Annotated in this window: 9 protein-coding genes; 3 read left to right on the forward strand and 6 right to left on the reverse strand. The window is 60.7% G+C overall.

Going from position 1 to position 20,613, the window contains the following annotated elements; translation table 11 throughout:
• Position 1: 1 nt before the first annotated feature.
• Positions 2 to 952 (reverse strand): agmatinase, encoded by a 951-nt coding sequence (gene speB / locus ACYZUA_RS10065; RefSeq protein ID WP_008153224.1) that lies wholly within the window; start codon positions 950 to 952, stop codon positions 2 to 4.
• 368 nt (positions 953 to 1,320) lie between these two features.
• Here speB and ACYZUA_RS10070 point away from each other — a divergent pair, with 368 nt between their 5' ends.
• Together ACYZUA_RS10070 and ACYZUA_RS10075 are read left to right on the forward strand one after the other, a co-directional pair.
• A complete protein-coding gene (locus ACYZUA_RS10070) occupies positions 1,321 to 2,217 on the forward strand; it encodes a LysR family transcriptional regulator (RefSeq protein WP_008153227.1) in 897 nt (298 codons plus the stop codon).
• Between the two features lie 14 nt (positions 2,218 to 2,231).
• Positions 2,232 to 2,828, forward strand: coding sequence for a tRNA-uridine aminocarboxypropyltransferase (locus ACYZUA_RS10075; RefSeq protein ID WP_461962967.1), 597 nt, complete (start codon positions 2,232 to 2,234; stop codon positions 2,826 to 2,828).
• Between the two features lie 139 nt (positions 2,829 to 2,967).
• Here the strand turns inward: ACYZUA_RS10075 and ACYZUA_RS10080 are convergent, their stop codons facing one another.
• From ACYZUA_RS10080 to ACYZUA_RS10090, 3 genes are all read right to left on the reverse strand, one after another.
• Entirely contained in the window at positions 2,968 to 4,347 is a 1,380-nt protein-coding gene (locus tag ACYZUA_RS10080) for an HlyD family type I secretion periplasmic adaptor subunit (RefSeq protein WP_461962968.1), read from the reverse strand.
• Positions 4,348 to 4,356: 9 nt separating this feature from the next.
• Positions 4,357 to 6,516, reverse strand: a complete 2,160-nt coding sequence (locus ACYZUA_RS10085) for a type I secretion system permease/ATPase (RefSeq protein WP_461962969.1) — start codon at positions 6,514 to 6,516, stop codon at positions 4,357 to 4,359.
• Between the two features lie 91 nt (positions 6,517 to 6,607).
• On the reverse strand, positions 6,608 to 7,966 hold the full coding sequence (locus tag ACYZUA_RS10090) for a TolC family outer membrane protein (protein ID WP_461962971.1): 1,359 nt from the start codon (positions 7,964 to 7,966) through the stop codon (positions 6,608 to 6,610).
• 591 nt (positions 7,967 to 8,557) lie between these two features.
• Here ACYZUA_RS10090 and ACYZUA_RS10095 point away from each other — a divergent pair.
• Positions 8,558 to 15,133 (forward strand): retention module-containing protein, encoded by a 6,576-nt coding sequence (locus ACYZUA_RS10095; protein WP_461962972.1) that lies wholly within the window; start codon positions 8,558 to 8,560, stop codon positions 15,131 to 15,133.
• A 393-nt stretch (positions 15,134 to 15,526) separates the two neighbouring features.
• Here the strand turns inward: ACYZUA_RS10095 and ACYZUA_RS10100 are convergent, their stop codons facing one another.
• Positions 15,527 to 18,529, reverse strand: coding sequence for a hypothetical protein (locus ACYZUA_RS10100; protein WP_461962973.1), 3,003 nt, complete (start codon positions 18,527 to 18,529; stop codon positions 15,527 to 15,529).
• 140 nt (positions 18,530 to 18,669) lie between these two features.
• The gene (lapD, locus tag ACYZUA_RS10105; protein WP_461962974.1) at positions 18,670 to 20,610 is read right to left on the reverse strand and encodes a cyclic di-GMP receptor LapD; all 1,941 of its coding nucleotides are present in this window, start codon (positions 20,608 to 20,610) and stop codon (positions 18,670 to 18,672) included.
• Positions 20,611 to 20,613: the final 3 nt, after the last annotated feature.

Here is a 20,613-nt window from a genome sequence, read left to right on the forward strand (position 1 = left end):
CTCAGCGGTGGACCACGCCAGGCAGTACGCAGAGCATTTCGTACAGCAGGTTGGCGGCCAGCAGCGAGGTGTTGCCGGTGGTGTCGTAAGCGGGCGAGACTTCTACCAGATCGCAGCCGACCAGGTCGAGGCCTTGGCAGCCGCGAACGATCTCAATCGCCTGAATGGTCGTCAGACCACCGATTTCCGGGGTGCCGGTGCCTGGCGCCCACGCTGGATCGATGCCGTCGATGTCGAAACTCAGGTACACCGGACCGCCGCCGACTTTCTCGCGAACCTCGGCCATCAGCGGGGCCAGGGATTTGTGCCAGCACTCTTCTGCCTGAACCACACGGAAACCTTGATTACGACTCCAGTTGAAGTCGTCAGCGGTGTAGCCCTGAGCGCGCAGGCCAATTTGCACCACGCGGTCCGGATCCAGAAGACCTTCTTCGACAGCGCGACGGAAGGTGGTGCCGTGGGCAATTTTCTCGCCGAACATGTGATCGTTCACATCGGCGTGAGCGTCGATGTGCACCAGGCCGACCTTGCCGTGCTTCTTATGGATCGCACGCAGGATTGGCAGGGTGATGGTGTGGTCGCCGCCGAGAGTCAGGGGGATCACATTGTGTTCGAGGATCTTGTGGTAGGACTCTTCGATGATCCGTACCGCGTCCAGCAGGTTGAACGTGTTGATCGCCACGTCACCGATGTCGGCAACCGACAGCGAGTCGAACGGTGCAGCACCGGTGGCCATGTTGTACGGACGGATCATCACCGATTCAGCGCGGATTTCGCGAGGCCCGAAACGGGTGCCGGGGCGCAGGGACGTGCCGATGTCCAGCGGGACGCCAACGAAGGCAGCATCCAGACCGGCAGCGGTTGGCACATGGGGGAGTCGCATCATGGTGGCGATGCCGCCGAAGCGCGGCATTTCATTGCCGCCCAGTGGTTGGTGAAGAATCTTGTCCACGGGTAAGGCCTCATCGTCGTTGTTTTATTTATGTCGGTTGCGCAGGTCGAGGAGACGCAGGCACCGCTGTGGGGCGATTCTGCGAAATGTAGTGGGCGGGAAGAATCGCTACGGGCAAATACTTAGTTCAGATTTTTCTAAACTAATGGCTGGCACAGAGATAAACTTGCGGCCATGCGCCGCACTCCTGTGGCGAGGGGATTTGTGGCGAGGGGATTTATCCCCGTTCGGCTGCGAAGCAGTCGTAATCCCATTGCACATGCAGTGCATCTGACACCCCGGTGTGCAGGATTTGGGGCGGCTTCGCCACCCAACGGGGATAAATCCCCTCGCCACAGGTATTGAAATTCTTCTGGTTTGGAGCCCCCATGGCCAACGCATTACCCGACCTGAAACTGTTGCGCATCTTCGTCAGCGTGGTTCGCCATCAGGGGTTTGCCAACGCCCAGCAAGAGCTCAACCTCTCGACCTCGGCCATCAGCACTTACATGAGCCAGCTCGAAGCCGCCCTCGGCCTGGTCCTCTGCCATCGCGGCCGCGGTGGTTTCAGCCTGACCAGCAAAGGCGAGCTGTTCCATCAGGAAACCCTGCGCCTGCTCGGAGAACTCGAAGGCTTCGAACAATACGCTGCGGCGCTCAAGGGCGAACTGCGCGGTACCTTGAACCTCGGCGTCATCGACTCCACCGTCAGCGACAAGGCCTTGCCCTTCGCCGAAGCCATTGGCGCTTACAGCCAGGAACACCCGGCCGTGCATTTGCACCTCTCGGTCATGAGCCCTTACGAGTTGCAACTCGGCGTGCAGGACAACCGCCTCGACCTGGCCATCGGCGCGTTCTCCACGCGCATGAGCGGTCTGGTTTACATGCCGCTCTACCGCGAACAACACTGGTTGTATTGCAGTAGCCGTCATCCGCTGTTCACCGAGCGGCGCATTCCCGAGCAAGTGATCACTCAGCAACGGATGGTTGGCCGCGGCTACTGGAGCCAGGCGGAACTGGCGCGCCACGGTTTCAAGCACAGCGCGGCGACCGTGGAAAGTATGGAGGCGCAGCTGATTCTGGTGCTGTCCGGCGCCTACATCGGTTACTTGCCGGAGCACTACGCTCAGGCCTGGGCCGACAAGGGCGATTTGCGAGTGCTGCTGCCGGCGACTTTCGGCTATCAGGCGCCGTTCTCGATGATCGTGCGTCGTGGCCGCAGCCGCGAGCCGTTGATCCAGACCTTCCGCGACCTGCTCAAAGCGCAACTCAATCAGGCTGCTTAACGGAAGAAGAAGCAATGTCCAGAATCCAATGCCCGCGCTGCCTGCGCCCGCAAACTCACTGTTTGTGCCCACTGATTCCGAGCCTCGACAGCCGCACTCGAGTGCTGGTGTTGCAGCACCCGAGCGAAGTGAACCACGCGCTGAACACCGCGCGGTTGGCGGCGTTGGGGTTGAAGAATGCCGAGTTGATAGTGGGCGAGGTGTTCGAGGATTTGCCGGCATTGTTGAATCAGCCGGGTTATCAGGCGCGGCTGCTGTTTCCCGCCGATGATGCGCAGCCGTTGCAGGCTTACACGCTAAATGATGAACCGATGTTGTTGGTGGTTCCGGACGGCACCTGGCGCAAGGCGCGCAAGATGCTGCACCTCAACCCGCTGCTGGCGGCGCTGCCGAGGGTGACGTTGGCGCACGGCGCGGTGTCGAGATACCGATTGCGCAAAGCACCAGGGCCGGGCGCGTTGTCGACGGTGGAGGCGATTGTTCAGGCGTTGCAGACCCTCGAAGCACCGACGACCTTCGAGCCGTTGCTACGACCGTTTGAAGCGTTGATCGAGGGGCAGATTGCGGCGATGGGGGAGGAGACCTACCAGCGCAATCATGGGCCGAAATGATCATTGCCTGTGCGGGCCTCATCGCGAGCAGGCTCGCTCCCACAGTTGACCGAGTTCTTCCAGAAGAAATGCGATCCACTGTGGGAGCGAGCCTGCTCGCGATAGCGGTAGAACATTCACAGAAAATCCTGGCCAGAGACTACCGTTCCCGCATCGCCTCGGTCCGGGCTTTGAGCACCGGTTTGAGCAAGTAATCCAGCACACTTTTCTCCCCGGTGATGATGTCCACCGTCGCCACCATTCCCGGAATGATCAGCAACGGTTTCACATCCCCGCCCAAATGATTCTTGTCGGTCCTCACCTGAATCAAATAGAAGCTGTTGCCCTTGTCGTCCGTAATCGTGTCCGCCCCAATCAACTCCAGCTTGGCTGTCAACCCTCCATAAATCGTGTAGTCGTAAGCACTGAACTTGACCATCGCTTTCTGTCCGGGGTGCAGAAACGCCACGTCCTGCGGCCGCACTTTGGCCTCGATCAGCAAGTTGTCTTCAATGGGCACGATTTCCACCATGTCGCTGCCCGGCTGGACCACGCCGCCGATGGTGTTGACCTTCAGTATTTTGATAATCCCGTGAACCGGCGACACCACCGTGGTGCGGGTTACGCGGTCATCGATCGCAATGCTCGATGCCGTGATTTTCGACAGGTCGGTGCGTTTTTCATTCAGCTCTTTCGCCGCGTCGGAGCGGAAGGATTGTTCGGACTCATCAATCTTGCTTCTGATCTCATTGATCGCCGATTCCGCACGGGGAATCGCCAGGGTCGTGGCGTTCAATGAACCGCGAATCTCCACCGCGCTGCGTTTGAGGCGCAAAATTTCCACCGGCGAAACCGCCCCGGAGCCCACCAGCGGCGCGGACATGTTCATCTCTTGTTGCAGCAACGCCAGGCTTGAACTGTATTGGCCCTGCTTGGAGCGGAACTCCGCCAGCTCCTGGGTTTTCTGCCGAAGTTGCTCACTCAAGGTGCGCTGTTCGCTGGCCAGTCGGCGTTGTCGTTGCTCGTACAGCGAGCGCTCGTCTTCGGCCACTTGCGGCGCCTTGGCGATCACTTCGGGGGAGAGCTTGAATGGCCGGCCTTCCGCTTCGGCCGACAGCCGTTCGACCTGCGCGGTCAGCGCATAGCGGTCCGCCTCGCTTTCGCCCTTGTTCGACAGGAACCGAGTGTCATCGAGGCGCAGCAAGGTATCGCCCTTGTTCACCATTTGCCCTTCGCGCACGAAGATCTCAGTGACGATGCCGCCTTCCAGGTTCTGGATCACTTGAACCTTGCTCGACGGGATCGCCTTGCCTTCGCCCATGGTCACTTCCTGCAGCACCGCAAACTTGGCCCAGACCACCGCGGTGATAATCAGCGCAGCCGCCAGCCACACAGTGATCCGCGACCAGCGTGGGGAATCCTGCAACGAGGCGCCCGCGGTTTCCGGCATGAATTCGCTTTCGGCGCTTTTGCTGAAGCTGCCAAAGTAGCCACGCGGCTTCGAATCAGAGCGCGACGCGTCGGATGATGAACGGGCCATGGCTAGCTCCTAGACAGCCGCAGAGCCGACACGGCCCTTGCGCAATGCATCGATGACCACGTCTTTCGGACCGTCGGCGACGATTCGCCCGTTGTCCAGCACCACCAGCCGATCCACCAGGCTGAGCATCGAGGTGCGGTGGGTCACCAGCAGCAGGGTTTTGCCCTGGACCCAGCGGTGGAGTTTTTGCCGCAGAACGTCTTCGCTGCTGTTGTCCATGGCGCTGGTGGGTTCGTCGAGCAACATGATCGGCGGGTCCAGCAACAAGGCGCGGGCCAGCAACACCGCCTGACGTTGCCCGCCGGACAGCAGTTGTCCGCGTTCACCCACCGGCCGGTCGAAGCCTTGCGGATGCTGACGGGCCAGCTCGGTGACGCCAGTCAGTTCGGCGACTTCGAGCATCCGTGAATCGCTGATATAGCGTGCGCCGAGGGTCAGGTTGTCGCGCAGGCTGCCGGCCAACAGCGGCAGATCATGGGCGACGTAACCGATTTGCTGGCGCAGGTCAGCGACGTCCAGTTGCCGCAGGTCCAGGCCATCGAGCAGCAGCTGGCCTTCTTCCGGTGCGTAGAAACCCATCACCAGCCGCGCCAGCGTACTTTTGCCCGAGCCGCTGCGACCGATGATGCCGATCCGCTCGCCGGGTTTTACGCTGAAGCTGATGTTGGCCAGGGCCGGTGCGTTCTGGCCGTTGTAGTGGAACGTCACACTGCTGACGTCTATCGCGCCTTGCAGTTGCGTGCGTTCAAGCGGCCGTTGTTTGGCGTCGCGTTCCTGCGGCAAGGACATCAGCGCATCGGTACTTTTCATGGTCAGTTGCGCTTGCTGATAGCGCGTGATCAAACCGGCAATCTGTCCCAGCGGCGCGAGCACCCGACTACCGAGCATGTAGGTCGCCACCAGCGCGCCGACGCTGAGATTGCCGGCGATGATGCTGTAGACCCCGGCGACGATGGTCGCCATGCCGGAGAATTGCTGGATGAACAGCGTGCCATTGGTGGCCAGCGCCGAGAGGTTGCGCGCATGGCTGTCGAGGCGGGTGAGGGCGCCATGGGTGCTTTCCCACTTGTGCTGGCGTTCGCTTTCGGCGCTGCAGGCCTTGAGGGTTTCCAGGCCGCCGAGGGTTTCAATCAGCAACGCCTGGCGTTCGGCGCCCAGGGTCAGGCTTTTCTGTACGGTGTCGCGCAGGCGCATCTGGATCACCATCGCGAAGATGATCGTGATCGGAAACGCCAGTAACGGAATCACCACCAGCCAGCCGCCGAGCAGGCCGATCACCACCAGCATCAGCACGGCAAAGGGCAGGTCGATCAGGCTGGTGAGGGTCACCGCGGTGAGGAATTCCCGCAGGCCCTGAAAGTCGTGAATGCTTTGGGCAAAACCGCCGATGGTTGCCGGCCGCGCTTTCATCGCCATGCCGGTAATGCGTTCGAACAACGTGGCCGAAAGGATCACGTCAGTTTTCTGCCCCGCGGTGTCCAGCAGGTGCGCGCGGACCACCCGCAACACCAGTTCGAAACCGGTGCCGATCAGCAAGCCGATGGACAGCACCCACAACGTCGACGTGGCCTGGTTCGGCACCACCCGGTCGTAGGTCTGCATCACGAACAGCGGCACCATCAGTCCCAGCAGGTTGATCAGAAAACTCGCCAGAATCGCGTCGCTGTACAGCCACTTCGACAGCTTCAACGTGTCGCGAAACCACGCCTCAACTCGGGGCACCAGCGGCGAGCGCAAGTCTTCGAGTTCATGCCGCGGCCGCGCGAACAAAGCCTGGCCGCTGTAATTCTCGGCCAGTTCATCCGTGCTGACCCATTGTTCACCGCCGTCGGCTTCGCTCGGCAAAATCAGCAACTGACCGTCATCGCCGAAGCGTCGTAGAACGGCCGTGCGGCCGTTGTTGAGGATCAGCATCACAGGCAGGTTGAGGGCGGAAATATCCGCCAGTTCACGGCGCAGCAATCGCGCCTGCAAACTGGCCCGGGCCGCTGCGCGAGGCAGCAAGTCCAGGCTCAAGCGTTGTTTGTTCAGGGGCAGCCCGGCACTCAGGCTGGCGCGACTGACCGTCGCGCCGTGGAGTTTGCAGAGGATCAACAGACCGTCCAGAAGCGGGTCATCGAAACTCAGGCGCGGATCGACACCGATGTTGCCGGATTCCATGCTGGTCACATTGATCGCTCCCGTCGCGCTGCGGCAATTGGCATCGACAACTACACCTCTCCCTGTAGGCGCTGCCTGCGGCAGCTCCTACAGGGTTATTTCATTTGAGTTCAGGCAAACGGGCTTCGTTTTTTACTTCCGTGGAGGCGATCGCATCGGCGGGCAACACCACCCGTTGTTTGCTCAGCAACTGGCCCATGTTCGCCAGCACGCGGTACATCGAGAACTCCTCGGTGTAGCGCACTTCGGTGTAGCGGCGGTTGGCGTTGTAGAGCTCGTTTTCACTGTCCAGCAGGTCGAGCAGGGTGCGTTGACCGAGGCCGAACTGGTCCTGATACGCCACGCGTACGCGACCGCTGGTATCCGCGTATTCGCGGGCGGTCGGGGTTTGTTTCTTGGCGTTGACCATGGCGTTCCAGGCCAGGTGAATGTTCTCGTTGAGTTGGCGCAAGGCATTGTTGCGGATGTCCATTGCCTGGTTGATCTGGTGCGCATTGGAGGCCAGGCGAGCCTTGTCGCTGCCACCGCGGAACAGGTTGTAGTTCATCACCACGCCGACTCGCCACTCGTTGTCGTGGCCTTCATCGCCCTGCACGTTGTTGTTCGCACCTACGGCGGCTTCGGCGTCGAAGCGAGGGTAGAACGGCGATTTGGAAACCTCGTACTGGCTCTCGGCCGATTGCACATCGGCCTGGGCGGATTTCAGGTACGGGTTGTTTTCCACCATGCTTTGCTGAGCTTCCTGCAAGGTGGCGGGTAGTTCACCGCGGGTCGAGGGCGGGGCTTCGAGTTCATCGGGCAGGCGCCCCACGACGGCGTAGAAGTTCGACTCGGCATCTGCCAGATCGACCTCAGCGGTATCGAGGTTGTTTTGTGCCAGTGCCCGACGAGCGACGGACTGGTCGGAGTCGGCGGTGCTGCCGATACCACGCTGGGTGCGCAGACCGATCTGATCGTTGACCCGCATGTGAGCTTGCAGATTGTTCTTGGCCAGGGTCACCAATTCGCGGCGCTTGAGCACTTCGAGGTAGACCTCGATGGTGCGCAGGGCCAGATCCTGAGCGGTGCCCTGAGCGTAATAGGCCCGGGAATTGACCACGCCTTTGGTGCGCTGGACTTCGTTGGAGGTGTTGAAACCGTCGAAGAGCATCTGCCGCAGACGCAATTCCGATTGGGTGTAGGTCAGGATTTCGGTGTGGTGATTACCGAAGGCCCGGGTGCTGGTGTTATCGCTGTACCCGCGCCCGTAGGCGGCATTCAGATCAACCGATGGATAAAATCCTCCCTTGGCGACTTTCACTTGCTCATCGGCCGAGAGGCGGCTGTCTACACGCGATGCCAGTTCGGGGTGGGTCGCGATGGTGCTCTGGATTGCCTCCGTCAATGACATGGCTTGAGCCTGAGAAGTGCAGGCCATGGCCAGCAGAATTGCGCTGCAGAGGGGGGTTAATACGCGCATGGGTGCCTCTCCCTGATTCCTAATGATGCTTATTAGCCGCCAAATAGTTGACGGCATTTATAGTGAAAACCGTTTCATGCTTGTAACAACAGAGCTAAGAACATTTTGGGGAAAAACATAGAAGAATTTTTCATAAGGCTTATGCCAAAAAAAACTTATGCGACTCGCAAAATCCAGCACATTGTTCACTCCGAAAGCCCTTGATTTATGAGCGTTAGGGCGCTTGGCAGGGCTTGAGGAAAGTTCCAAACCACATATCGATATAGGGCGGGGAAGTGCTGGAGGGGAGGGAAGCGGACGGTTTTGTGGTGACGGTTTTTTGTCACCTTAGTGGATCAAAACCGTTACGCATCGCTCAAAGGGCGACTTGTTGCGCAATTGGATCCCGATGCCATTGATTGCATAGGGTTTTATCCCGCAGCAGACACGTCGCCCGCGAGCGGCACGCTTGGCGAGAACGGCGCCAGGGCAGCGGCTTACTTCAAGTAACCGCTGCCAGCAGGCGATTCCGCCAGGCAACCCGTTGGAACCAGGAGCACGTTCTTCGCAAAAACAGGATGCCGACAGCGGTTGGCAGCGGAGGAAGTGCACATGGCTACGCTCATCGGTATTGTCAGTAAGGTCATTGGTCAGGTGTTCGCGGTTGCGAGCGATGGCACCCGACGCGCGCTGGTCGAGGGGGACCGGTTATTCGCCGGCGATCAACTGGTCACCGGGGCCGAAGGCGCGGTGGCGGTTAATCTGCAGAATGGCCAGGAACTGACCCTCGGGCGTGGCAGCAGTATGGAGTTGACGCCCCGGTTACTCGCGCATCAGGCGCCCCCTGTACACACCGCGGAAGCGGTGACGCCGACTCAGGCGCAATTGACCGATGTCGAGAAACTGCAAAAAGCGATCGCTGCCGGCGACGACCCGACCCAGACTGCTGAAGCTACGGCGGCCGGACCGGGTTCTGGCGGTGCACCTGATGGGGGCGGCGGCCATTCGTTTGTCATGCTTGAAGAGGTGGGCGGGCGGGTCGATCCGACTATTGGTTTTCCTACCGCAGGGTTCAACGGCATTCCCGAATTTCCCCTGGAGCGGCTGGCCGCAAACCCGGACAACGGCGACAACGGTGCTGGCGGTTCAGGTGGTTCAGGTGGTTCAGGTGGTTCGGGAGGTTCAGGCGATCTTCCGGTGGCGCCGGTTGTTCCTGGGGCACCGGTTGTTCCTGTAACACCGGTTGTTCCTGAGGTGCCGAACAATCCGGTCACCCTCACCGGCCTGTCGGTGGCTGGGGGTGAACTGACCGTCAATGAGGCCAACCTGGCCGACGGTTCGGCCCCCAACCCTGGGGCGCTGACCAAGACCGGCACGTTCAGCGTGTCTGCGCCTGACGGGCTGACCAGCCTGAGCATCGGTGGCGTCAGCGTGATCAGCGGGGGCGTTGCCGCGGGCTTCCCACTGTCGATCACCACCCCGTTGGGCAACACCCTGACCGTCACCGGGTACAACCCGGCCACAGGGGTTGTGAGTTACAGCTACACCCTCAACGACAATGAAACCCATCCGGCCGGTAATGGCGCCAACAGCATCACCGAGAATTTCGACGTCGTCGCCACCGATACGGACGGCAGTTCGGCGACCGGGCAAATCAACGTCAACATCGTCGATGACCTGCCGACTGCTCATGCCGACGAAGCTTCGGTCGCTGAAGGCGGCATCGTCAGTGGCAACGTGCTGTGGAACGACGTCGGCGGTGCCGATGGCCTCGCCGCAGGGGGCGCAGTGGTCGGCGTGCGTGCCGGTTCAGACACCTCGACCTCGGCCGTTGGCGGCCTCAACACTCAGATCAATGGCACCTACGGTTACCTGACGCTGGATGCCAACGGCAACGCCGTCTACCACAGCAACCCGAACGCCGTGAGCGGTCCCGGTGCGACCGACGTGTTCACCTACACCGTGCGCGATGCCGACGGTGACCAAAGCACCACGACCATCACCATCGATGTGCACAACAGCGCGATCACGGCGGTCAGCGACAGCGACGTGACCGTGTACGAAAAAGCCCTGGATCTAAACAAGGACGGCCAGGATCTGGCGCCCGGCACGGTCACCGGCAGCCTGCCGAGCAACACCGGCGAAACCGCCAGTGGCACGCTGGTCGGTTCGGTCACCGGTGCCACCGGCGCGATCACTTACACGCTGGTCGGCAGCGCCACTGGCACCTACGGTCAAATCCTGCTCAATCCCAACGGCACCTACACCTACACCCTGACCTCGCCGGCCAGCACCACGCCGAATGCCAACGACGGGCCGAACACCCTGAGCGAAAGCTTCACCTACAAAGCCACCGACTCTCTGGGCAACAGCACCACCAGCACCATCGTGGTCAAAATCGTCGATGATCAGCCGATCGCCCACGCCGACTCGACCGCAGTCGCAGAGGGCGGCGTTGTCAGTGGCAACGTGCTGTGGAACGACGTCGGCGGTGCCGATGGCCTCGCCGCAGGAGGGGCGGTAATCGGCGTGCGTGCCGGTTCAGACACCTCGACCTCGGCTGTTGGCGGCCTCAACACTCAGATCAATGGCACCTACGGTTACCTGACGCTGGACGCCAACGGCAACGCCGTCTACCACAGCAACCCGAACGCCGTGAGCGGCCCCGGGGCGACCGACGTGTTCACCTACACCGTGCGCGATGCCGACGGTGACCAAAGCACCACCACCATCACCATTGACGTGCACAACAGCGCGATCACGGCGGTCAGCGACAGTGACGTGACCGTCTACGAAAAAGCCTTGGATCTAAACAAGGACGGCCAGGATCTGGCGCCCGGCACGGTCACCGGCAGCCTGCCGAGCAACACCGGCGAAACCGCCAGTGGCACCCTGGTCGGCTCCGTCAGCGGCGCGGTCGGTGCGATCACCTACACCCTGGTCGGCAGCGCCATCGGCACTTACGGGCAAATCCTGCTCAATCCCAACGGCACCTACACCTACACCCTGACCTCGCCGGCCAGCACCACGCCGAATGCCAACGACGGGCCGAACACCCTGAGCGAAAGCTTCACCTACAAAGCCACTGACTCTCTGGGCAACAGCACCACCAGTACCATCGTGGTCAAAATCGTCGATGATCAGCCGATCGCCCACGCCGACTCGACCGCAGTCGCAGAGGGCGGCGTTGTCAGTGGCAACGTGCTGTGGAACGACGTCGGCGGTGCCGATGGCCTCGCCGCAGGGGGGGCGGTAATCGGCGTGCGTGCCGGTTCAGACACCTCGACCTCGGCTGTTGGCGGCCTCAACACTCAGATCAATGGCACCTACGGTTACCTGACGCTGGACGCCAACGGCAACGCCGTCTACCACAGCAACCCGAACGCCGTGAGCGGTCCCGGTGCGACCGACGTGTTCACCTACACCGTGCGCGATGCCGACGGTGACCAAAGCACCACCACCATCACCATTGACGTGCACAACAGCTGCATCACAGCGGTCAGCGACAGCGACGTGACCGTGTACGAAAAAGCCCTCGACCTGAACCAGGACGGCCAGGATCTGGCGCCTGGCACCGTCACCGGCAGCCTGCCGAGCAACACCGGCGAAACCGCCAGTGGCACGCTGGTCGGTTCGGTCACCGGTGCCACCGGCGCGATCACCTACACCCTGGTCGGCAACGCTACCGGCACCTACGGGCAAATCCTGCTCAACCCCGATGGCTCCTACACCTACACGCTGACCTCGCCGGCCAGCACCACGCCGCATGCCAACGACGGGCCGAACACCCTGAGCGAAAGCTTCACCTACAAAGCCACCGACTCTCTGGGCAACAGCACCACCAGTACCATCGTGGTCAAAATCGTCGATGATCAGCCGATCGCCCACGCCGACTCGACCGCAGTCGCAGAGGGCGGCGTTGTCAGTGGCAACGTGCTGTGGAACGACGTCGGCGGTGCCGATGGCCTCGCCGCAGGGGGGGCGGTAATCGGCGTGCGTGCCGGTTCAGACACCTCGACCTCGGCTGTTGGCGGCCTCAACACTCAGATCAATGGCACCTACGGTTACCTGACGCTGGACGCCAACGGCAACGCCGTCTACCACAGCAACCCGAACGCCGTGAGCGGTCCCGGTGCGACCGACGTGTTCACCTACACCGTGCGCGATGCCGACGGTGACCAAAGCACCACGACCATCACCATCGATGTGCACAACAGCGCGATCACGGCGGTCAGCGACAGCGACGTGACCGTGTACGAAAAAGCCCTCGACCTGAACCAGGACGGCCAGGATCTGGCGCCTGGCACGGTCACCGGCAGCCTGCCGAGCAACACCGGCGAAACCGCCAGTGGCACGCTGGTTGGTTCAGTCAGCGGCGCGGTCGGTGCGATCACCTACACCCTGGTCGGCAGCGCCATCGGCACTTACGGGCAAATCCTGCTCAATCCCAACGGCACCTACACCTACACCCTGACCTCGCCGGCCAGCACTACGCCGCATGCCAACGACGGGCCGAACACCCTGAGCGAAAGCTTCACCTACAAAGCCACCGACTCTCTGGGCAACAGCACCACCAGCACCATCGTGGTCAAAATCGTCGATGATCAGCCGATCGCCCACGCCGACTCGACCGCGGTCGCAGAGGGCGGCGTTGTCAGCGGCAACGTGCTGTGGAACGACGTCGGCGGCGCCGATGGCCTCGCCGCAGGAGGGGCGGTAATCGGCGTGCGTGCCGGTTCAGACACCTCGACCTCCGCCGTTGGCGGCCTGAACACTCAGATCAATGGCACCTACGGTTACCTGACGCTGGACGCCAACGGCAACGCCGTCTACCACAGCAACCCGAACGCCGTGAGCGGTCCCGGTGCGACCGACGTGTTCACCTACACCGTGCGCGATGCCGACGGTGACCAAAGCACCACGACCATCACCATCGATGTGCACAACAGCGCGATCACGGCGGTCAGCGACAGTGACGTGACCGTGTACGAAAAAGCCCTCGACCTGAACCAGGACGGCCAGGATCTGGCGCCTGGCACCGTCACCGGCAGTCAGCCGGGCCTCACGGCTGAAACCGCCAGTGGCACCCTGGTCGGCTCCGTCAGCGGCGCGGTCGGTGCGATCACCTACACCCTTGTCGGCAGCGCCATCGGCACTTACGGGCAAATCCTGCTCAATCCCAACGGCACCTACACCTACACGCTGACATCGGCGCCAAGCACCACGCCGAACGCCGACGATGGCGCGAACACCCTTAGCGAAAGTTTCACTTACAAAGCCACTGACTCTCTGGGCAACAGCACCACCAGCACCATCGTGGTCAAAATTGTCGATGACCTGCCGACCGCCAACCCCGACGCAGCCTCGGTAGCGGAGGGCGGCATCGTCAGTGGCAACGTGCTGGCGAACGACTTCGGCGATGCCGATGGGGTTGGAGTGGTCGGCGTGCGTGCCGGTTCAGACACCTCGACCTCGGTCATCGGTGGCCTGAACAGCCAGATCAATGGCACCTATGGTTACCTGACGCTGGATGCCAACGGCAACGCCGTCTACCACAGCAACCCGAACGCCGTGAACGGTCCCGGTGCGACCGACGTGTTCACCTACACCTTGCGCGATGGCGATGGCGACGAGAGGACCACCACCATCACCATCGACGTGAACAATGGTTCGACGTTGACAGCCCCAGTCATTGCGAACGCGCCACCGGTGGCGGTCGATGACCACATCATCACCAACGTGCTGTCGGGCAGTGTCGTGGTGCCAGGCGAGTTGTTGCTGGCCAATGACACCGATCCGAATGGCGATCCGCTGACCGCGTCGCCGACCACCGTCAGCACCGGTTGGATTGCCAAAGGTGCGGACTTTACCGGCACCCAGCAAAACTTCAGCTTCACCGGCGGTAACGTGCAGGCGGTGATCCTCGCCCGCAGTGCATTCGTCGCCAACACGGCAGCCATGACGGCGGTGTTGGTCGTCAGCGGAGCGCTGGGACCGGTTAGCAGCAACACCCACCATGACGACCGCATCACCGTCGACCTCAAACAGGGTGAAACCCTTAATCTGAACCACAATCTGGCGGCCGGTCATATCGCCATGGAGTACTCAATCAACGGCGGCGCATGGATCGCCCTCGCGGACGGGCAAACCCTCACCGCAACGTCGGACAGCACCTACCAGATCCACATCACCAACATCGACAATGGTGGTCCGGGCAACAGCGGGAAGGGAGCGGAAAACTACCAGCTGACCATGACCGTCAACTACGCCGGAGCCCACGACACCGCGCCAGATGCCCACGGCACCTACGCCGCCAACGACAGCCATGGCGGCAGCGACAACGCCGCCGTGACCATCACCTATCAGGACGGCCATACCCTCACCGGCACGGCGGGCGATGATGTACTGGTGGCGGGCGCCGGTAACAACGTGATCAATGCCGGTGACGGCAACGACGTACTGACCGCCGGTTCCGGCAACAACGAAATGCACGGCGGCGCCGGCAATGACTTGCTGTACAGCGGCGCGGGCAACGACCTGCTCGACGGCGGCACCGGCGTCGACACCGCGAGCTATGCCCACGCTACGGCCGGGGTCACGGTCAATCTGGGCGTGCTCGGGGCGCAGAACACCGTCGGCGCCGGCACCGACACCCTGACAGCGATCGAAAACCTCACCGGTTCCAACTTCAACGACTCGCTCATCGGCGACAACAACAGCAACATCATCAACGGCGGCCTGGGTAACGACATGCTCAACGGCGGGGGCGGCGACGACTTCCTGATCGGCGGCCTGGGCAACAACACCCTCACCGGCGGCAGCGGTGCCGACACCTTCCAGTGGCTCAAAGGCAACAGCGGCCACGACGTGGTCACCGACTTCACACCGGGCATCGACAAACTCGACCTGTCGCAACTGCTGCAAGGGGAAAACAGCACGGCGGCTTCGCTGGATGACTACCTGCACTTCAAAGTCACCGGCAGCGGCGACTCACTGGTCACCAGTATTGATGTCAGCGCCATGGCTGGCGCCGCGCCGAATCAGACCATTGATTTGGCGGGTGTGAATCTGGCCAGCCATTACGGGGTTACGCCGGGGGCGGGTGGGGTGATTGCGGGGGGGCACGATACGGCGACGATTATCAACGGGATGTTGAATGACCATTCGTTGAAGGTGGATACGGTGTGATCTGAAACGACAAAACCCGCCATTCCTGTGAAAAGGGATGGCGGGTTTTTTGGTGTTTGTGGGTTCGTCGTTCAGTTCGGAATCCATCCCTCACCCTAACCCTCTCCCAGAGGGAGAGGGGACTGACCGTGGGTTTCTCATGACTGAAGGTGACCTGGACCTGCCTGCGTGGCTCAATTTATGAACCGCACTCAAGAACCTGAGTTCGACGCGGTTTCTCAGGTCGATGTAACTCGACCAAACGACTCGGTCAGTCCCCTCGCCCTCTGGGAGAGGGTTAGGGTGAGGGGGCGGTTCCAACTGAGGGAACCCACACGTCCTTATTCTCACTCAGTTATCGGGGACGACACATCGGACGGCTAATGGGCGTCCCCTTTTTCCTTCTTTTTCTGCTCAGTAAGGCCTGAGGCACCATGGAGAATACAAATAAGTTTGGTGATCCCGACCACAATTAAGCCCTCCATTGCGCCAGGAGAAGGCGTAGTTGTAGCCGGCGGGACAGGCGGCCGGGTAGCACATGCCCCATGCATCACGTGGACTCAGCTGCCAGTTATCTTCCGGGCCATAAACCTGCTGCATCGCCGAGAAAGCGTGCACTACGGATTGCGAACCAGGAACACTGTTCATCCATCTGACTGATGCCGCCACATCCAGGCCATAGCCAAGTTTTACCAGGGTATAAACATTGGCCACGCTTACGTAGAACTCGAGGGTGGTGAATTGATCCTGTACGTAGATCCATGCCACGCCGTTACGAAGACCGGTGACTTTGCCGTTCGCGTCGACTGTAGCCACACCCGTATTACTGGACGAAAAGCGGCGCGTGCCCACGCCGTTTTGCGCTGTGCGGGTTTCCGTATTGCCAGGGAAATCACGCCCTGTGGTCCGCCAGCCGGTATACACCCTGTAGCCGTGCAGGTTCATTTGATGCGTAGGAATCTGCAGAGGACGGCGAAGGATATAAGAGCGGGTAGGGGACGAATAGTTGCTGCCATAAAGCGCTCGAAGCTGGATCGTGTTCGAGTCGTCATAGACCTCAGCGGTCACCGCCTGGACAAAGTTGCCACTGGCGTCGGTGCGCACCGTCTCTACTACCACGCCGTTCACCAGAATCTGGATCTGCTCGTTATCGCTTCCATGACCGTACACGGTGATGGTGGTTGCTACCGTCTCGCTGCCTTGAGTCACCTCACGCTCCTGCGGGTCTTGCAACGAGGTAATCACAGGCTGTAGTTCAACCAGCGACTCGACCAGATATGTCTGCGTCGGAAACGGCAGAGGCTCTTGCCCCTGACCCAGCCTCACCGAGAAAACAATATGTAATTCAGTTTCATCTTTCAGTTCGATGAGCCAGGCGAGAAATAACGCCGTTCTCGAACCTTGTTCCGCTCCCGTCAGCTCGCCTTCAAGTGCTTGATAGCTGACTGTCGTGCCGTTTTTATGGGTGCCTTCAAATATCAGAAACTTGGCTTGTCCCTGAGTCTGTCCCGGCCATGGATCGACTTCCAACAGGTTGGCGGCTGTCAGCTTATTCACCTCCAGGACTCCTGATACCCCGCTGATACGCGGCGTCGGGAGCCGCGAGTCTCCAGGGGCAATCGGCGCGATCTCAAAATACGCACCCGGCGATGAAGCGACTTTTTTGCCGTCGCGCCTCAGGTTCCAGCGCTTTTGAATCCTCGTGCCCTGGTTGGCGACACGAAACCTGACGTCGAGCACCCAGTTGGCGCGGTTGTTCTGGTTTAGCGTTGTCAGATCAAAAGGAGGGGGGGCGGCCGGAGCCCTCATCTGCACCAGTCTGGCCTGGTCTCCCGCGATCCTCGCGGGGTACTCGACTCGAATGGTCCGATCTTCGCCCAAGGGATCAATCGGTCCTTGGACGCCTACAAGCGTCGGCGGGGCGAGCTCGATGGCTTTCTCATCGCCAATCTGCAATCGCAGCAGGTCGGAAACGACCCTGACCTCCTCTGGGTTGGTGATTGCGCATTGCACCGTCAGCGGGGCGCTGGGATGAGGCGCGATGTATTTGGCCTCCACCGTGAACACGATCGGTAATGTCGGGTCGGTGACGACCTGCTGGAGAATGATCAGGACCGCAATACCGGCGTCGTCGGTGGTTTGCCAGAGAAGTTGGACGAGAGCGCCTTCTTTCAAGGGCCAGTAGTCGGCAAATTGAGCCGTTGCCGTGACGGTATCCACCGGCAACGTGTCGTTTTCCAATGGCGAGACAGTCGGCAAGCCCAATTTAAAGGCTCCGCCGGTGATGGTGATATCGGCAGGTTTCGAGCATTGGGTCTTGCCCGCTCTGGTCAACTCGTAAGTGGCGCGCAAGCTCCCCCTGATCACGTTTTGCACCCGGTGGTTTTCAACCGGAAAATTCAGAGTCCTGCTAGCGACCGTCAGTGTCTGGGTATAGATGTGGCTGACCGGGTCGCCACCTTCGGTGAAGCCCTTCAGTAAAAGCACGACCACATCATTCGCTGCGAATACGCCCGTAACCAGAATCGGCATCGTGCCGCCCAGGAGCCAATCGTGATGCACCACGTTGTCGAGATCGGCCAGTTCAAAGATCGGTGCGGTCAGCAACACCACGCCGGGTTTGAACGTGAGGATGAGCGCATCCGACCAGCCGCTGGCGTTCTCCACCACGTCGAACACTTCCCAGCGCACCACCAAGCTGTTGGTGGGTGCCAGGGTGGCGAGCTCATCCGGTATCAGTTCAAAGACAACATCACCTAATGCGGTGACAGTGGTCTCCAGGAGCAAAGACCCGAAAGCAAGCACCACCACGTCGCCGATGGATTGATTGAAGTACTCCAGAACGGTTACGAACATGCCGTCATCGATCACTGTCTGATCGACGACGCTTTCGGAGGCAATGGGCAACTTGAGGCCCTGGTTGAATGGCTTGCCACCGTCAGTGTCCGCTTCGCCCGGCGCCGGATGTTTGTAAAACATCTGTACAGGAGGCGATCCTTCGGAGGGATTGCCGCTCACTCGCTGAACTTCGAACCAGAAGTCCTTGTTCTCAGGGGGCAGAAACCTGGCTTCCATGTCTTTGGTTGAAATATAGAAGGGAATGTTTTTCGCGTTACCTTCAGCATCGAAATGCGCGTCGGTGACTGAAAAATCAGCGACAGGAGCGTTTTTTGTTTCGATGTAAACCTTGATGTTGTCGCCGATGGCCATATTCAGATAGGCCAGAATGTAAACCAGCAATCCGTCACGATCGCCGTGCACCATGTTGATGTTGATCCCCAAGGCACCGTCGCTTTGCGGTTTGAAACCAACCGGGTAGGGCGGGACGACGGCCAGCACACCGATGCCGCGATCGGGCGGGAATACAACGATTTGTTGATTGGAGGCAGGGTCAGCGTTTGTCATTGGGCTGTTCATGAATGCATACCTTCCATAAGAGGCGCCCGGCTTCCCGAATGGGCGGCACCGATACGGTCGGATTAGATAACGCGCTCCAGTCTCTGCCTACTGTCATATATGACAGGTAAACCCACGTTTAAGACGAACGGTCGGACTGCTTACATCGGTTCCGGCGGCCCAATCAACCGGCCCATCACCCCAAACAATCCCAACTCCCTGATCACCTCCAGTTCCCCTTTGGTCTCCACCATCTCCGCAATCAACGGTAAATCAATGCTGTTGGTCGCCCGAAAAATCGCCTCGATGAACAGCTTTTTATCACTCTGCTCATCAATGTGACGGATGTAGGCACCATCGATTTTCAAGTAAGCCAGCCCCAGTTGAGTCAAGTTACCGATCTGGCCGAAGCTGCCACCGAAATGCTGCAGGCCGATGCGGTAACCGGTGTTGAGCAGGCTGTGGCTCAGGCGTTGCAGTTCGTCCTGAGGTGGCAGTTGGCGTTCGTCGATTTCCAGAGTCAGCAGGGGCGCAAGTTCGGGCAGCGATTCGAGCATGTCGAGGATGTGTTGCAACTGCGCGGGATCGCGCAGGGTGCTGCCGGACAGGCTCAACGCCAGGGGCCAACGATTGGCGATGAGGTAGTCGAGGGTGGCTTCGAGCATGACCAGGTCAAACCGGGCCGACCAGCCGAGTCGCTCGATCCATGGCAGGAAGTGCCCGGCGGCAATGGCCTCGCCCTGCGGGTCGAGCAGGCGCGCGAGGACTTTGTGATGCAGTACCTGGCTGGTGTCGGCGCATTGCACCACCGGCTGGAAATACAATTGCATCTTGCCTAGGTTCAGGGCGTCGTCGATCCAGGTTTGCCAGTCGTTTTGGGATGGGGTCGGCGCGGTGATGGAGTCGGCCAAGTGGACCCACGGGCGCTCGGGATGTTGCCGGGCTTCGGTCAACGCCTGATCCAGTCGCGTGAGCACGTCACTGGCCGGCTCACCGGGGTGGTAAGGGGCGATTCCCAAATGCGCCACCGGCATGGCGTCGCTGGCGCCGGTCAGGCGCAGGTTTTCCAGGGTGGCGCTGATTTCGCAGGCCAGGCGTGCGGCGTCGGTGCTGTCCAGGCCAGGCGTCAGCAGGCTGAATTCACCGCCGCGATTGCGCGCTGCAAGCCAGGTGCGACGTTCCGGTGGCTGGGTCAGGCGCTTGAGCAATTCACCGACGGCGCTGATCAGCGCATCGGTGCGCTGGCCGCCCAAGCGTTGGTTGAGACCGACCAGGTCGTTGATCCGCAGCATCAGCAAATGGCCGTCGCTGCTCTGCTCGGAGACCAGCAACTCGTCGGCCAACTCTTCATCCAGCAAGCGTCGATTGGCCAGGCCTGTAAGGCTGTCCTGATAGGACTCGACCCGCAGTTTCTCACTGCGTGCGACCTCTTCGGCGAACAGCGCTTTGAGCTTCTCGACCATCTGGTTCATGGCCAATACCACGCGTTTCAACTCCGGTGTGCGCGGCAGTTTCGGCAGGCTTAAAAACTCGCGTTTACTGATGGCTTCGGCCTGTTTGACCATGGTGTCGAGTGGACGAAATTGCCGGCGCAGCAACCAGCCACCAAACACGGCACTGAGCAGCCCGCACACCAGCAACCAGATCAGGCTGCCGAGGGTGCTGTCCCAGAGTTTGGCCAGGGCGAACTGCGGATTGCTCAACACTTCGACCCGTGCCGCCTGGACCCAGCCGCGCATGATCAGCGCTTCGCCACCGGGTGGGTGCAGGTTGACCAGGTGCACAAACCAGGCGGGAACGCCGTCGATTTGCCCCGGCGCACTGCGCTCCACCAGCACCTGCGCATCCTCGATGTTGATGATTCGAATGCTGCTGAAATAACCGCTGTCGAAAATCGAGCTGACCATCAACTCGATCATGGCCGGGTCATCGATTTGCGCCGTCAACGACAAACCCAACGCGGTGGCGGCGTCCTGGGCGTGGGAGCGCAACTGGCCGAGCATCTGGTCGCGAGAGCTTTCCAGGCTGACAAAAAAATTGCCGCTGAACGCCACCAGCAAGAACAGGCAGATGGCGAGAAACAACTGTTTACGCAGTGACATAAA

The organism is Pseudomonas sp. LS2P72 (genome assembly GCF_054897865.1).